General features: G+C 40.3%; 10 protein-coding genes. 2 read left to right on the top strand and 8 right to left on the bottom strand.

Annotation, left to right across the window (positions count from 1 at the left end; all coding sequences use genetic code 11):
* Positions 1–75: 75 nt before the first annotated feature.
* Positions 76–1047: a phytanoyl-CoA dioxygenase family protein gene (locus tag BUA60_RS03725; protein WP_072860366.1), complete on the bottom strand. Its 972-nt coding sequence runs from the start codon at positions 1045–1047 to the stop codon at positions 76–78.
* 224 nt (positions 1048–1271) lie between these two features.
* On the bottom strand, positions 1272–2198 hold the full coding sequence (locus BUA60_RS03720) for a nicotinic acid mononucleotide adenyltransferase (RefSeq protein WP_072860365.1): 927 nt from the start codon (positions 2196–2198) through the stop codon (positions 1272–1274).
* Positions 2199–2511: 313 nt separating this feature from the next.
* On the opposite strand from BUA60_RS03720, the gene BUA60_RS03715 reads away from it, so the two are divergent.
* Positions 2512–3513 carry an NAD(P)H-dependent glycerol-3-phosphate dehydrogenase gene (locus BUA60_RS03715; RefSeq protein ID WP_072860364.1) on the top strand — a complete coding sequence of 334 codons (1002 nt, stop codon included), beginning with the start codon at positions 2512–2514 and terminating at the stop codon, positions 3511–3513.
* Between the two features lie 50 nt (positions 3514–3563).
* Here BUA60_RS03715 and BUA60_RS03710 read toward each other — a convergent pair whose 3' ends face one another.
* The 4 genes from BUA60_RS03710 to BUA60_RS03695 form a co-directional block, all read right to left on the bottom strand.
* Positions 3564–5231, bottom strand: coding sequence for a glycerol-3-phosphate dehydrogenase/oxidase (locus BUA60_RS03710; protein WP_072860363.1), 1668 nt, complete (start codon positions 5229–5231; stop codon positions 3564–3566).
* 98 nt (positions 5232–5329) lie between these two features.
* A complete protein-coding gene (pbpC, locus tag BUA60_RS03705; protein WP_084532470.1) occupies positions 5330–7720 on the bottom strand; it encodes a penicillin-binding protein 1C in 2391 nt (796 codons plus the stop codon).
* Entirely contained in the window at positions 7701–8012 is a 312-nt protein-coding gene (locus BUA60_RS03700; RefSeq protein ID WP_072860362.1) for an antibiotic biosynthesis monooxygenase family protein, read from the bottom strand. The genes pbpC and BUA60_RS03700 overlap by 20 nt, the downstream gene beginning before the upstream one ends.
* A 2-nt stretch (positions 8013–8014) precedes the next feature.
* The gene (locus BUA60_RS03695; protein ID WP_072860361.1) at positions 8015–8371 is read right to left on the bottom strand and encodes a hypothetical protein; all 357 of its coding nucleotides are present in this window, start codon (positions 8369–8371) and stop codon (positions 8015–8017) included.
* 105 nt (positions 8372–8476) lie between these two features.
* Here BUA60_RS03695 and BUA60_RS03690 point away from each other — a divergent pair, with 105 nt between their 5' ends.
* Positions 8477–9025 (top strand): CvpA family protein, encoded by a 549-nt coding sequence (locus BUA60_RS03690; RefSeq protein WP_072860360.1) that lies wholly within the window; start codon positions 8477–8479, stop codon positions 9023–9025.
* A gap of 71 nt (positions 9026–9096) precedes the next feature.
* Here BUA60_RS03690 and BUA60_RS03685 read toward each other — a convergent pair whose 3' ends face one another.
* Both BUA60_RS03685 and BUA60_RS03680 read right to left on the bottom strand, forming a co-directional pair.
* Positions 9097–9627: a DUF5004 domain-containing protein gene (locus tag BUA60_RS03685; RefSeq protein WP_072860359.1), complete on the bottom strand. Its 531-nt coding sequence runs from the start codon at positions 9625–9627 to the stop codon at positions 9097–9099.
* Between the two features lie 92 nt (positions 9628–9719).
* A complete protein-coding gene (locus BUA60_RS03680; RefSeq protein WP_072860842.1) occupies positions 9720–15230 on the bottom strand; it encodes an alpha-2-macroglobulin family protein in 5511 nt (1836 codons plus the stop codon).
* Positions 15231–15344: the final 114 nt, after the last annotated feature.

Below are 15344 nucleotides of genomic sequence, written 5' to 3'. Positions count from 1 at the left end.
TTTTGAGGGGGCAAAAGTAGTGGATTTTCTTGTTTTAAGGAGCATGATATGCCTAAATGTGACATTTACAACAAATTACCAAGATTGAATCCCTAGTAATTTCTTGCCCAAATCGTTTAAGTTAGCCGATTTATACCTGGTCTGTTCCCAATTTCTGGGATCACCTGGGAAAGCATATCCCTCTGGCGCCAGTCTATTTTTCCAAGAATTGATGCGCCAAGTTCTAAGGGGCTCATTATCCTCTTCGGCCGGCATCATGGAAATATATTGGGCAATCCTAACTTTGTTTTTTGAATGGTTTGGCCTTATGCCATGAGGTAGCGTACTATTAAAAATTAAAAGATCGCCCGTCTCCATCTTCACCTTTACGATCTTATCCTGCAAGTCGCTAACATCTGGCTTAAAACGGTCCCTATCGGCCGGCTGATCAAGTTTCCATGAATCATAATTCCTGTATAACCAGGGAATACATTGAAATCCTCCCATATTCTCATCGGTCTGGTCTGCCAAAGCTAATACGCCCTGTACATTCTGTGGTCTGGTTTCGGGGTCGTAGTCCCAATGAATAAACCCTTTTTGTTCAAATCCTGGCCGAATTGGGAAGTTTAGGTTGGCCCTATCAATAGTCACCCAAAGTTTTTCCGTACCCCAAATATCCACAAAAGCATCATAAATTTTTTCTTGTTGCCTATTGTTCCAAAGATACTGATGGTTGTACACCTCCACCATTCCCGTACCTGTTAATTCCTTCATTTTCATTTCAGCCCTAGGTGGCGTATACCAAGTATCTGGGTTCTTAGGATCCTTTTCTTCAAATTCCCATAAGAATTGTGCGGTTTCCTGTGCCTGCTCCTTTGCGATCGCATTTTTGACAACAATATACCCGTTGTACAACCAAAATTTCCAATCCTCCTCACTCAGCATCCGTGAAGGTTTTCCGTTACTTCGGTCGTTCAGAACTATTTTACTGGTAGTGGAAGTGGAAGGATTCCCAGGAATCTCCTCATGAGGGTTCTTGTTGGCAACCTTATTGTACTTGGGTCTCATACGCTGGCTTATTTAACGCTTCGAACAATACCTTAATTTAAGGAATTTAATTGAATTTATCCTTTTGGCCGGACCGCCAATTATATATGGAATAAAACCTTTGGCATACGGTAGAATTATGGCAAATAAAAAACCGCCCTGGGTAATTACTCCAAAGCGGTCTTTAACTAAATAACCAACCAAAAACTTCTTTATATCGGCACCGTATAACCCTACGGCAATAATTATATCTTTCTTTTTCTGACCACCTTCATGGTCCCATATTGGGTTTTTGTCCTCTTTCTGTCCACTTGGGAAATTCCAGATTTCAAATAGGTAATAAATCCCTTTCCCTTAAACCTGTAAACTGTTCCACTACTGGAATGATACAGCTCTATTGTACTATCATTAATAACGTACAACTCAAAGTAATCATTGCCCATGAAGTCATAATCCAGTGTTAAAGTTTTGAGCGTTTCATCGTTATAAACATCAAATAATGAATACTCCCCTCGATAATCCCACAAAATGTCGTTGAAATGCATCCCCGTGGGGTCTAGCGAGGAATTAAATACACTTTTGTTTCCGTCAAAATAGAACTGCAAATAATTTTCCCCATCAAAATCGTTTACCGTTCCTTCCACACTTGTAGCCACCTTTTCCCAAACATTATATTCCTGCAATAGATATTCAATATTGTCATAGAATACCATGTCATAATCAAAGTTATTTCTTTGATATCCCTCTAAAAAATAAGATGTTCTACTATCGGCATCATATAATTCAATGGTATTGTTGTCCACTACGAATACCTCCAAAACCCAAAATCCATCCACATCATGGTTAATTTGTAGCCTTCCATTAGCAGTATCGAAATACCCAACATCCAATCCAAAGCCATTCCCCGTTTTACCAATGCCCACTATGTTATTGTTGGCAAAAACCGTTTCACCAACAAAGGAAACGGTAAATGCTCGTTGCAAAAACGGAACCTCCCCATTGCCGGAAGTAGCATTGATATCCACATACCAAAGCTCATAGGATTTTAATAAGGCATGTACGTTTAGAACGGGTTCATCAATGTATTCGTCCTCAATAATAACTTCGGTATAACAACCCGTTGCCAAAATAGCAAGGGCTAAAGTTGTAAATAGTAGTTTTATAGTTCTCATATCATATAGATTGATGTTGACTATTATAATAAAACAATCATTATGCCAATAATTTTAACATCTGATTATCAACGTGTTACAACTTAAAAACAATGAGAAACCCCTAAAGGATCAAAAATTTGGATTCCCTGGATTGCACCAATCCTTATCCCTATGGTATGAAATTCTTGTTTTGAATCTCCAAAAAACAGTCCTACATTGCCATAGATTTTGTTGAACCATGTGCTCTTCCATACTAATGACAGGAAATTGATGGGCTATTTCAAGATACCTTGGTTATATATCTTGGCGTACTACAAAAAATATTAGATAAATGAAGAACAATATAAAGTTTGCTATGTTGGGTGGTGGTAGCTGGGCGACTGCCATTGTTAAAATGTTGACAGAGAATGCCGATGTGGTTAATTGGTACATGCGCAATACAGATGCCATTGAACACATTAGGACCCAGAAACATAACCCCAATTACCTAAGTTCGGTAGAATTTCATACCGAACAATTAAACCTGACGGACAATATTAATGAGGCCGTTGCTGACGCCGATGTCCTTATTTTTGCCATTCCCTCCGCTTTCTTGGAAAGCGAATTGAAGCAACTGACCGTTGATATTAAGGACAAAATTATTTTTTCGGCCATTAAAGGTATTGTGCCAGAATCCAGTTTGATCGTGGGAGAGCATTTTCATGTTAATTATAACGTTCCCTTCGAAAACATTGGGGTCATTACAGGCCCATGCCATGCCGAAGAAGTAGCTTTGGAACGTTTGTCTTATTTAACCATAGCCTGTGCGGATACGGAAAAAGCCAAATTAGTGGCCAAACACCTAAGTAGCGACTACATAAAAACCAAAATATCCGATGATATTATTGGGACGGAATATGCGGCCATGCTAAAGAACATTTATGCCATTGCTGCTGGTATTGCCCATGGATTGGGCTACGGCGACAACTTTCAAAGCGTACTTATGAGCAACTCCATAAGGGAAATGAAGCGGTTTATAAAACGGGTACACAAGATGAAACGCAACATAAACGACTCTGCCTATTTAGGGGACCTTTTAGTTACGGGCTATTCCGTTTTTAGTCGCAACCGTATGTTTGGAAACATGATCGGTAAAGGCTACACTGTAAAAAGTGCCATGATGGAAATGAAAATGGTGGCCGAAGGATATTATGCTACCAAAAGTGCATTCCTAATAGTTTCAAAACACAAGAAAAAATCGAAAACCCCTATTCTAAATGCCGTTTACGAAGTACTTTATGAAAATAAAAACCCGAAAAAAGTTTTCAAGGAACTTACCGAAAAGCTGGACTAGCCTTAAGATTTAACTTGTAGGCCTATCAAGGATCACTTTAACCAATGCCCTTAAATTCGGTCTAGCGAAAAATTGGAATGTTCTTCGATTTCTCTTTCCAAGGTTTTCCGGTAGGTATCAATAACATTATCATTTAGTTTATAGATAGTTTTAAACTCGGCCAGTATAGGTTCCATCAATTTTCTAATACTATCTATATCAAAATACAGCCTTCCAGTTCTGCGGATAAAAAAATCCATGGGGGTATGTACCATTTCATTTTCTATGGTAAATTTCAACTCTGCCTTGGCCATACCCAACACATGATCATCTTCTTTCTGCTTAGCATAGTACTGCAAAATTGTTTCGGTCTGCTTTCCATAATTGGTTACCAAATACCAGGCATCATATTGAGCAAATCCCTCAGGGGTTAGTCTTTCATGGATTTCCGCAATATATTTCTTAACGTATTTATACTTTTTAAACTCGTTACCACATAAAGGAATATGTTCCGTATCCGAAGGTTTTACAGTAATTCCATAATCCTCCTCCATTTTTTTGGCTACCCTGTTCACTACACGCTCCGCCATTTTACGATAACCCGTTAGCTTACCACCAGCAATACTTATAAGGCCGGTATCTGAAGTAAAAATTTCATCCTTCCGCGATAGTTCCGAGGCAGACTTGCCTTCTTCATGTATAAGTGGGCGTAGTCCGGCCCATGAAGAAATAATATCTTCCATTTCCAAATTTATCTTCGGAAACATATTATTTACGGCAGATATTAAATAAATAGCATCGGCCACATCTGTTTTTACCTTATCCTTGTTCTCGTTAAAATTGGTGTCCGTGGTTCCAATATAGGTAATCTTGCCTCTTGGAATCGCAAACATCATGCGTCCGTCAGGTATATCAAAATAAACAGATTGCTTTATAGGCAATTTTTCATATGGGAAAACCAGATGCACCCCTTTGGTAAGATGTAGGCGCTTTCCTTTCTTGGAATTGTTTATGCCCCTAAGCTCATCCACCCAAGGTCCTGCAGCGCTAATGACGTATTTGGCCTTTATTGAAAATTCCGTGTCCAAAATCGTGTCCTTTACCTTAACCCCTGCAACCATATCCTCCTCATAAACAAAGTCGGTCACCTCGGCATAATTGAGAGGTATGGCCCCATATTGCAGGCTGGTCTTTATAGTCTCCATAGTGAGTCGGGCATCATCTGTCCTGTACTCCGCATAATACCCTGCCCCTTTTAAGATCTTTTTGGGCAGCAAGGGTTCTAATTTCAAGGCCTCTTTCTTCTCCAACATTTTACGTTTATCATCTCCGGTCACTTGGGCCAAAATATCATAAACCTTCAACCCAATAGAAGTAAGCCATTTGCCATAAGACCCATTTTCTATTAATGGCAGCAACATTTTCTCCGGTAACACCAAATGCGGCGCCAAATTATGTACTATGGCCCTTTCGGAACCCACCTCCTTTACCAACCAGAAATCAAATTGTTTTAGATATCGCAATCCGCCATGAATCAACTTTGTTGATTTACTGCTGGTCCCGGATGCAAAATCATTTTTTTCAACCAAGGCAACCTTTAAACCCCTGGATGCAGCATCCAAGGCAATACCACCACCCGTAATTCCACCACCAATAACCACCAGATCAAAGGTCTCTTCCTGTAGTTTGGCTATTGTTTTTTTTCTATCCAAGTTAGAAAATCGAATATTTTTTGTCATCTTTTTAGAGGGTATCCGTTAATAGAAGTTGCATTTATCTTACTTTGACCAAAGTCTTTAAAGATAATGGTTTATAGACCCAAATCAAAGGGCTATTGTTACTCTATTGTTATTATAACAACAACTTCATTGCCCAAGGCGTCAACTGCCATAATTCCGTGCTCTCCGGGGGACGGCATCAATCCTATTTCGTGATAGTCCGTGGTCTGCCCAATATATTTCTCATCCAAATACCAATAAACAGGTGTCGCCGGTTTAACATGGGCCAACTTAACCACCAATTCATTCTTCTTACCTTCAAAATTTCTCGCCAAGGTAATTCTACTTCCGTTTCTGGGATATATAAACTCCATTGCCGCAGTATTGGAATCCTTACAGTTTTCCTGAAAAGGTGGTAAAGTTTTATATGAGGGATGTCCCTTTTTATAATAGTATTCCATCAACGGTGGCAATGTAAACCAAGATTCGCTTATTGTTTGTGACAAATCTGCACAGGAGGAATTGACCCTAAACTGTTTTTCAGCATCTAAATGCACCAATTGATGATACGCACATGGCTTTACGAAATTTTGCTTTCTGGGAATAGAAATTACTGTTTTGGGACAGATGTCAGCAGCCAGGTAACCACTTTCCGAACATACATTAATTTCCGTGAACTCATCCTCTGGCTTTTGAAACCAGGAGGATCTGGGTAGAACATCAAACACATCAAATAGCATTGGGGCGGCACTGCTAAGTCCGGTTACATTTGGTCTTCCCTCTCCATCGGCATTTCCAGCCCAAACCCCAACCACGTAGTCTTTGGTAATGCCAATGGCCCAAGCGTCCTTATTACCAAAACTGGTACCCGTTTTCCAAGCTATCTGCTTGGAAGAATCAAAAAATTCCCAGGATTCACTGCCCTCTGGCCGGTTTACTTTTTTCATGGCCTCAAAAGTAAGGTAGATGCTGGCCGCATCAAAAATGGTCACTTCGGTAGATTTAGCACCAAAATCTACCTTGGTTTCCGCTGATGGGATTGGTTCTATAAATTCCTTGGTATAATATTCACTAGAGGTGGCATTAAAGTGATTTACGGTTGATGCCAAGGAGGCATAGGTCTTGCACAAATCCCATAGATTGCTTTCTGCTCCGCCAAGAATTAATGTTAAGCCATAATGATCGGCTGACTTATTCAGGCCCCTTAGGTTGAACAAATCCAGTTGATCCCTAAATTTTTCCAGTCCGTAGGAACGTAGCAGGCGCACTGCAGGAATATTTAGTGACTTGGCCAACGCCTTGTCCGCCTCAACTGCGCCGCTATAGCTTTCGTTAAAATTCTCAGGGGTATAACCTGCTATTTGGGTAGGAACATCCGGTATTAGCATAGTTGGCAATAATTCCCCCTCATTCATCATGGCGGAATATAATAATGGCTTTAGCAGACTGCCGGTACTGCGATTGGCCTGTACCATATCCACATCCTTTTCGTGTTCGTTATCCGTTGGTGTGTTGCCTACATAAGAAAGTACCTTACGTGTCTTAACATCCATCACCAGAACTGCCGCATTGTAAACCTGATTCTGTTTTAAGTTTTTATAATGCTTATTTACAATACTATTTATACTTGCCTGAAGGTTTTCATCCACAGGGGTCGAAATTCTCTTGCCCTTATATTTTTTGGCCAAATATTGAACCAAATGAGGTGCTGTGTCCGGTAATTGAAATGGCTTTTGGGGCAATTCTTCCAAAAGGGAAAGCTGGTAGGTAGTACTATCTATATAATGATTATTCAATAATTTGTGAAGTAACCTATTTCTCTTGTTCAGCAATTTTGTTTGATTCTTTCCAGGGTATATTAAACTTGGGGCATTGGGCAATACGGCCAAAGTAGCTGCTTCTGCCCATGACAATTGATCTGGCTGCATGCCAAAGTAACGCCAAGCAGCCGCCTCCAGCCCTACCACATTACCACCAAATGGGGCATGGCTGGCATATAATTTTAGAATATAATTCTTGGAATATCCCAACTCCAATCTCGTGGCCAAGACCAGTTCCTTAACTTTTTCCCAATATGACCGTTTTTTGTGATTGCGGGATAAGCGTATTACCTGTTGGGTAAGGGTACTACCCCCCCTTACTGTTTTCCCTGCCAAAATATTTGCTATAAAAGCTTTGCCTATGGAAACAGGATTAAAACCGGGATGCCTATAAAAATGGGCATCCTCAAAATTTAAAATACAGGTCTCAAATTTATAGGGCACGCTATCCACCACAGGGAATCTCCATTGACCGTCCTCGGCAATAAGTGCTCCCAAGAGCTTGCCCGATTTACTCTCAACAACAGTGGCATGGGGGGTATGGAATAGTTGTTTGGGCAAACAGAAATAATAAGCAATCAGCAGTAAAGTAAGGATAAGTAATTTCTTAGGATACTCTTGAATTAGCTCCTTCAACCGTAGAAAGGTTGTTATTCCCTTTTTCGAATCCTTATCCGTTCCCAAATTCATACTCCCTTTCCACCATACAAATACGGACCTTGTACCATTTGTACCATTCTTCCCTGCCTTTTTTTTGAGCAAACAAATGATCCGCCTGCATTTTCCAATCCGCTATGGCCACTAGACTATCCCAATAACTTACATTGATCCCTAATTGGTCCCTTGCGCTTTCAAAACCTAGAAAACCCGTCTGCCTTTTTGCCAGCGACTCCATTTGATGGGCCATTTCCATATACCCCTTATTGTCCTCGGTTGTAATGGAAGTAAAAATTACGGCATAATAGGGCTTTTTAAGTTCCATAGCTAAATGATGTATTCCTTTTCCAAGAAATAGCTTACCAAAGCTTCCTTCATTAAGACAGATTGTTCGCCTGCCTTTAACGGGGGAAGTTCTTCCTTTATGTTATAATGTGGCCAACCATCTTCATCAAAAAAATCGAACTCATAATACCCATAAGGTTCCAACAACCTACAGATAGCTATATGCATTAGATTTAATTTTTCATCCTTCTTGTAGATTTTATGAATCTGCCCCAATTCCTGGACGCCTACCAGATATATGATGGCATCCAATTCCAATGGATCGTTGTCCGCAAATTGGGCAGACAATTTTTTTACCAAAGTCTCCCATCTATCCTTTAACTGTGTATCTCTAGACATCGTAATTTATCTTAATTTATAACTATTCCGGATTCACTTATCCAAACAGAATAGAATTGTTCAAAGGTACAAATCAAAGTTTTATATTTGTCAAAAGACTTTTGTATGGGCATATTGGATATTATTATTGGATTACTATTACTATACGGCCTATACAAGGGGATTAAAAATGGTCTCTTGGTAGAATTGGCATCTTTGATTGCACTTATTGCCGGTTTATACGGTGCCATTCATTTTTCCTATATCGTGGGGGAATATCTTGCCAAAAATATGGAATGGAACGAACGTTATATGAACACTGCTTCCTTCTTGATCACCTTTATAATTATTGTCCTGGTGGTAAATTTGGCAGGAAAACTTTTGACTAAAATTGCCGATTTTGCCATGTTGGGCTTACTGAATAAAATAGCGGGAGGAATATTTGGAGCACTCAAGGTTGCCGTAATCCTAGGCGCCCTTTTGATTTTTTTTGACAGAACCAACAATCAATTGGGGTTTGTTAAGCAAGAATCAATTGACGAATCCAAACTATATATGCCCGTAAAGGAAATTGGGGCCCTTGTTTTCAGTAAGGTACTAAAGAAAAATGAACCTCTTGAAGCAGAACCACCCCAGAACAAGGAGCAAAACGACTTCATTAAAGTGCGTTGGTAAATATATCATCCTATGGCCCCAAAAAATTATTTGGTAACCATAGGACGATATAATCTTTGACTCAAAATCAATTAATTGGTCGCTTCCGTTTTGGTATAGGTAAATGTCACGTCTGTTTGTACGGTCAATCCGTTTACATCCGTTATGTTGTAATTGGAAGTGGTGGTAAATGCGGATTTGCCCTCATTGAAAACAATTTTCAAATTTTGGGCGGAACAATTACCAATTAAACCTAGGATGTCACTGGAAAGCTTCCAAGTCCCTTCAATCTTAAGTTTATTACTACAGTTGGACGCATTTTGACCCTGGGCGAATTCGTAGGCGCGACCGGGTCCAAAAGTATACTCGGCATCCTTTTCACAGTCCGTATATTGCACATAAATATCCTTTTTTGGATTCTGCACGTCGTCTTTGGTAATATCTACTTCCTTTGCCGCAACAATGGCCGTCAACTCCCAAGTTCCGAGTAACCCATTTTCCTCCGTAACAAGTGCCCCTTCATAATCAGCAGGGCATTCAACGGTATTATCCGTACTACATCCTACCAATAAACTGTTAAATGCAATTGCTCCAAAGAGCCCAAACCAAATTATTTTTTTCATATGATACTATTTATATTTTTATTCATAAATGCAAAAAATACAAAATGGTTGCGTTAAGGAGCGTTCATTTTTTTTAGGGCCGCCAAGAACTATTACTGTACCACTTCTACCCATTGGCCCTTGGTACGCACTGCGAAATCATTGTTGTACATAGCCTCGGCCTGTATCCCTGGCAGGTAATATCTTCCCAAATAAGAGGCGTTCAACAATACCCTAAATACCTTTGTTTCGTTCTTCTTCATGTCAAAATAAAAATTGGCCCTATCATCCCTCAAATCAGTATAAGTCACCTCGTTTTCAGCAAAATCACCAAAATCCGTGAACCTGGTATTTACTATTTCCCACCCACTTGGGAATACTTCGGAAAGTGCCACATTTTTAATGGATTCTGCCTTGGTATTGGTAAGCGACACTTCCACGACAAAATCCGTGCCCTGCATTATGGAGGAAGGATCCAATTTTATACCGTTCCTTCCCTTAAAGGCCATATTGGCCACTAAATTCCGTTCCAATTCCTTTTCCTCTCCTACAGGCAAAATTCCACTCTTAATGATACTCACATAAAGCAAATTTTCGCCAATATTTTTTATATTGATGGAATTGGTCCCCGTTTTAATACCCAATCCCGTATTGGCCAAGGTTTTGTCCGTATTTATTGCTGTATTGCCCCCATTTACGGTTATGGTGGCCTTAATTCCCTTGCCCCCTACCATATGGGCAAATTTTGCCAATGCCAAGAGACAATATGCCGTACTCTGGGTACTCATCCATTGATCCGAACTTAAACGCTGTGCCAAAGTCTTGGCCATATCTTGGGCCTTTACCTTGTCCTTTAAGACCACAAATGTTTCCAAGGCCATCGCCTTATTTCGATCGGAAGACCCAAAGGTTTGATAATCATGTTTGCCATCGGAAAAATCATAATTTGCGGATTTAATTATCTCTTGGGCCACAGTTTCCTGGCCAACAAGTGCATAGGCAGCCGCCAGACGGAATTTCCCCTCATTGGAAAGATTGGGCGTTTCCCTTAATCTGTTCATAGACGAAATATCCGCATTACCAGAAAGTGCCAAGGTATATAAGCGATACGCCTGGGCCAAATCCGAAGACCCTGTTCCTGATCTCCATTGCCTAGCTATGTTCTGTTGATAATTTAGCCAAGAAGACCTAAATCCCAATGGCAAAACGTATCCCTTCTTCTCAGCTTCCAATAAAAAGTGGCCCACAAAGGACGAACTCCAATCATCGGCATAATTTTGTCCTGGCCAATATGCGAAACCCCCACTTGGCGTTTGATAGCTGCCCACTCTTTTTATGGCACTTTCAACATTTTGCTGTATCTCTTTTTTCTTAGTTGTGTTAATATCGAAGATATCCGTAATAAACAACTGGGGAAAGGCACTAGCGGTGGTCTGCTCCAAACACCCATGCGGATATTGGATCAAATATTGCATTCTTCCATTAAAATTCATGGGTGGCAGCGTAGAGAATTCCACCTCTGCCTTATTACTGCCCGGAATGCCAAAAGTTTCAAGGTCAATTTTTCTGCTACTAGCGGCCTCCAGAACAATATCTTCCGTCACCGTAGTCAAAGGATTTGGGTTCACCACATCTATTGGCACCTCAAAAGATGCCCTTTCCCCATTTCCCGAAGCCTCCACCACAACTTTCCCTATGCCATTATAATCGGCCACCTTTAATTGAAAATAGGCCATTTTCTCATCTGGTTGGGTGAAGGAAACGCTTTGTACCGTCTTCCCTTCTACCGTAAAAGAAGGATCTGGTTTAATCTGCAAGGTCACCTCCTTTACCTTGCTTTCCATAGCAAAAACCGTAACCGGTAAGGTTACCATCTCCCCTGGAGTGATTTTCCTTGGCAAGGAAGCCAATACCATAAGTGGTTTTCTTACGGGTGTTGTTTTCTCTGCCACACCATATGCAGCTTCCCCAGAATTCCCGGCTATGACCATTGTCCTTACTGAACCAACATATTTGGGAATATCTATCTTATGTGATTTTGTTTCCCCTTTACTCAAGCTAAAGGGACCTAGATAAACCACCATAGGTTCAAAGCGATTGGCCTTTTTGTTTTTGGCTCCGGCCAATTCTCCGTCACCACCAATAGCAAATACCTGATTTATTCTCCCTCCAAAGGCCCCTATTACATCATCGTACACATCCCAACTCTTGACCCCCAGTGCTTCCCGGGCATAAAAAGTATTCCACGGATTTGGAGTTTTGTAACGTGTTAGATCCAGCAATCCTTCATCAACCATGGCAATACTATAAGTCATGGCCCTGCCTAGTTTCTCATTTACTTTTAAGGTTATACCTTCCTCTGGCTCCAAGACATTTGGCATAGTAATTTCTGGTTGCAGCTTGGTCAATGGATCTTCTACCAATATAGGAAGTACCCCATACATTCGTATAGGGGAATCGTTTAAAGTGGTGGCATGGGGTTGCAGCAAACTTATATTGATATAAACATTGGGAGTAAACAATTCGGAAATTGGAATTTCAAATTTTGTTTCCCCCTTTTGGGATTCCACCCATTGTGAATGCAGTACTTCACTACCATTTTCAACGGTAACCAATGCCCTTCCTCCCTCCGAACCAGGAAAGGTAACGATGGCAGTTTCCCCAACTTTGTAAACTTCCTTATCCGTGGAGAACACTAACATAGTAGCAGCGGAAGGATCGTTTTTCATACTCTTTCCAGCCCATCCCGGCCAATCTACATATATTGTTTTGCCAGTTGCATGCCCTCCCTTTGGATCTTCCACCCTAACCAAATATCGACCCCACTCGGGGTACTTTAGCTCAAAATTAAATGATGCCTTACCATTGGAATTAGTGCTTATGGTCTCCTCAAAAACTTTTTCCTGATACTCACTACTACTAAAACTGGAAAGGTTATCGGCAGAGGTCTCCCACCACCATCTCCAGCTTACTTTATAGATAGTTGCCTTTAAATTGCCGGTAGCTTTGGCATTGCCCATTTCATCTACGGTTACCACCTCAAATTTATGGGGTTGATCTGTGAGCAACATACCCCTGGTTTTATCACCTTTGGGCACATTAAGACCTACATAGGTCTTAAATGGCGAAAATTGCTTTGTAAACACGTCCGTACTAAAATCGCCCCCATTTTCATACACCTTGGTAATAAATGCAGCGGTAAGCATTCCTGGGGCCTGACTGTTAATTTGTGGGTTTATAGAAAAGCCTGCCTTGCCTTCGGCGTTAACGGCATTATTGAATACTATCTGGTCCTCGGTGACAAACGCCCTGGTAGGATCATCAAAAACATAAGCGGGAAAGTTCTTAAAGGTTGTTGTCTGTACATTGAATTTCGCCGTAATATCCGCTTTTAGGTTTTTGGCTACCGCACCGTGAAGCCAAGCTACCTCCAGCATCCCTTTAATGGGTTTGCCTGCGGACAAAACCTCATCTTCGAACGCTGTCTTGATCTTTAATCTATTTGGCTTTATGGTTTCAATCTTAACGGTCTTTGTGAAGGTTGCCCCACCTACCGAAACCTTTGCCAACCAATTACCTGTAGGTGCATTTTCATCCGTCCTTAAAATAAAACTGTAAAAATTGTTGAGGGAGTTTGTCCTTACTTCCCTTTGCACCACCTTGTTGTAGGGATCTATCAATTCCAATTTAACGGGATGCCCTGCGGGAAGTTTATTGGCCTTATCGTTTAACATAAACGAAAGAAAAAGTTTGTCACCAGGACGCCAGACTCCCCTTTCCCCAAAAATAAAACCTTTTATTCCCTTTTGGAGGGCTACCCCATCAACATTAAACTTACTAACGGACAATGCGTTTCCATCATTTAGTTTAACATAGGTCTTTTGACCATTGCTTTCGGCTACTGCAAAGTATGCTAAGTGTTCACTATCAAATATAGTGGTACCATCCAACTCTGTTGTTACCTGCCCAATGGGCTGTTGTTGGTAATTATAGAAAGTTACTTTGGCCCCTGCAATGGGTTCAGTACTTACAATATTATTGACCGCTACAAAATAACTCTTGTTCAGTCCTTGTTTTACTATAACCCCCAAATCCGAAGCCAATACATTGGCCCCTACCGTCTTGTCATAATAATAGGAAATATGACAAGGATTATCCCGTTGATTCCAGTCATAGTTAAAATAATAATCCTCATAATAGGATTCCACTCCGTCCCAAGAGCTGTTTTCCGTTTCCTGATCAAAATCGTCTTCCGACGAGGCTTCTTGATCAAAATTGGTACCGTCACATTTGTAAAGACTATACGAGGGTTTAAAACCAAATTCAACTCTATAAATAGCACCTACCTCGGGTGCAATAAGCGTTCTTAAATCTACGGCATGAGCGGACCATTTACCATGGTTATTGCCTAGACCAGTTTCCAAATCCAATTTCTTGGAGGCTATGGGCCTTGCCACAGTTTTTAAATTATAACTCCCATTAAGATCATTACTTTGAAGGAACTGCAAAATATTGTTCTCGAAAATTTTATAGACAGTTAAGTTGACCGACTTTAGGTTTACCGCTTCAAAATTAATTTTTAGATTATTGGAGGATGGTAAAATTGTTCCATTAGACAACAGTCGGACCTCTGGTTTTATTTGTTCGAAGGCTACTCGCTCTATAAGCTTTGTTTTAAGTTTGTACCCATCAACACTTTCAATACCTTCAAAAACCTCGAGACTTAAAGTTGTACTCATCTCTTTGGAAGGATATACCTTTAGGGTATTGCCCACTACATCATATTTAAGGTTGGCATCGCCTTCCAACACTACAAGACCCTTAAAGTTTTGTCCTTTTTTTAAAGGATCCGAAAAATTGATATTGATGATTTGTTTTTCGCCTGTTTCCAAGCCAACATCCAGAATTGTAAAATTGTTCTTGCCAGGTATCTTTATCGTATTTTTTCCAACGCTTGCAATATCCACACCTGTCCCATCCCATACGACCTCCAAGTTGGTATCCTCTGTAAATCGCTGAATGCTATCAATTTTAAAATGAAATTGGGTTCCTTCAGCTATGGAGGTATCAAACTTAAGAGGGACCTTTTTCCCGTTCTGCCTAACCTCCAACAACTGCTTGGCAATTTCCAAACTTAATTGATCAGCGCTCCTTAATTGACCTTCCAAATATTGATAATCCTTGGAATAGGACTGCAGCGCCTGGGTATAAACATTAAACTGTTGTTTTAAAGTTTTTACCTCAAAATTAAACTTGCGCAACTCCTTTGGAACCCCAGATATAAAAGATCCAAGATTTAAAGTAAATGTATAGTTACTGTCCTGCTGAAATCCAACTTCGGGTACAAATGCAATGGTTCTACTGTCCAAGGGTATGACCTTACCACTTGTCTTTGGAGTTACCAACAATAAATCGCTATCCAATTCTTTTCCGCTTTCCCAAGAGTCAATTGGACGGCTCAATACTACCCTTACATCTGATTTTACAGAAATTATTCCATGGGACACTTCCGTTATATATTCCTGATATAGATTTAAATTATCTACTGGAGCTTTGCCGGTATCTTTTTTAGGGTTACAACCAACTACAAAAAGAAAAATTAAGGCACGGACAATTAATTTCATGAAAAGAACCAATTTAGTACAGTAAAGATATAAGGTTTTCCTTTTGTGGAATATTTTTTGTTCTAAATAGGCTTGGCAAAAGTTCATCTTTCTATAATTGCAATTACATCACCA

The sequence above is a fragment of the Arenibacter palladensis genome (assembly GCF_900129275.1).
Taxonomy (GTDB): domain Bacteria; phylum Bacteroidota; class Bacteroidia; order Flavobacteriales; family Flavobacteriaceae; genus Arenibacter; species Arenibacter palladensis.
The sequence above is the reverse complement of the archived record's forward strand: the minus strand, read 5'-3'. Positions and strand labels throughout refer to the sequence as shown.

What these genes read in the sequence shown, in the direction of transcription:
- BUA60_RS03725 (WP_072860366.1), bottom strand. Translation starts at nt 1,047, where the DNA reads ATGAGACCCAAGTACAATAAGGTTGCCAACAAGAACCCTCATGAGGAG.
- BUA60_RS03720 (WP_072860365.1), bottom strand. Translation starts at nt 2,198, where the DNA reads ATGAGAACTATAAAACTACTATTTACAACTTTAGCCCTTGCTATTTTG.
- BUA60_RS03715 (WP_072860364.1), top strand. Translation starts at nt 2,512, where the DNA reads ATGAAGAACAATATAAAGTTTGCTATGTTGGGTGGTGGTAGCTGGGCG.
- BUA60_RS03710 (WP_072860363.1), bottom strand. Translation starts at nt 5,231, where the DNA reads ATGACAAAAAATATTCGATTTTCTAACTTGGATAGAAAAAAAACAATA.
- pbpC (WP_084532470.1), bottom strand. Translation starts at nt 7,720, where the DNA reads ATGAATTTGGGAACGGATAAGGATTCGAAAAAGGGAATAACAACCTTT.
- BUA60_RS03700 (WP_072860362.1), bottom strand. Translation starts at nt 8,012, where the DNA reads ATGGAACTTAAAAAGCCCTATTATGCCGTAATTTTTACTTCCATTACA.
- BUA60_RS03695 (WP_072860361.1), bottom strand. Translation starts at nt 8,371, where the DNA reads ATGTCTAGAGATACACAGTTAAAGGATAGATGGGAGACTTTGGTAAAA.
- BUA60_RS03690 (WP_072860360.1), top strand. Translation starts at nt 8,477, where the DNA reads ATGGGCATATTGGATATTATTATTGGATTACTATTACTATACGGCCTA.
- BUA60_RS03685 (WP_072860359.1), bottom strand. Translation starts at nt 9,627, where the DNA reads ATGAAAAAAATAATTTGGTTTGGGCTCTTTGGAGCAATTGCATTTAAC.
- BUA60_RS03680 (WP_072860842.1), bottom strand. Translation starts at nt 15,230, where the DNA reads ATGAAATTAATTGTCCGTGCCTTAATTTTTCTTTTTGTAGTTGGTTGT.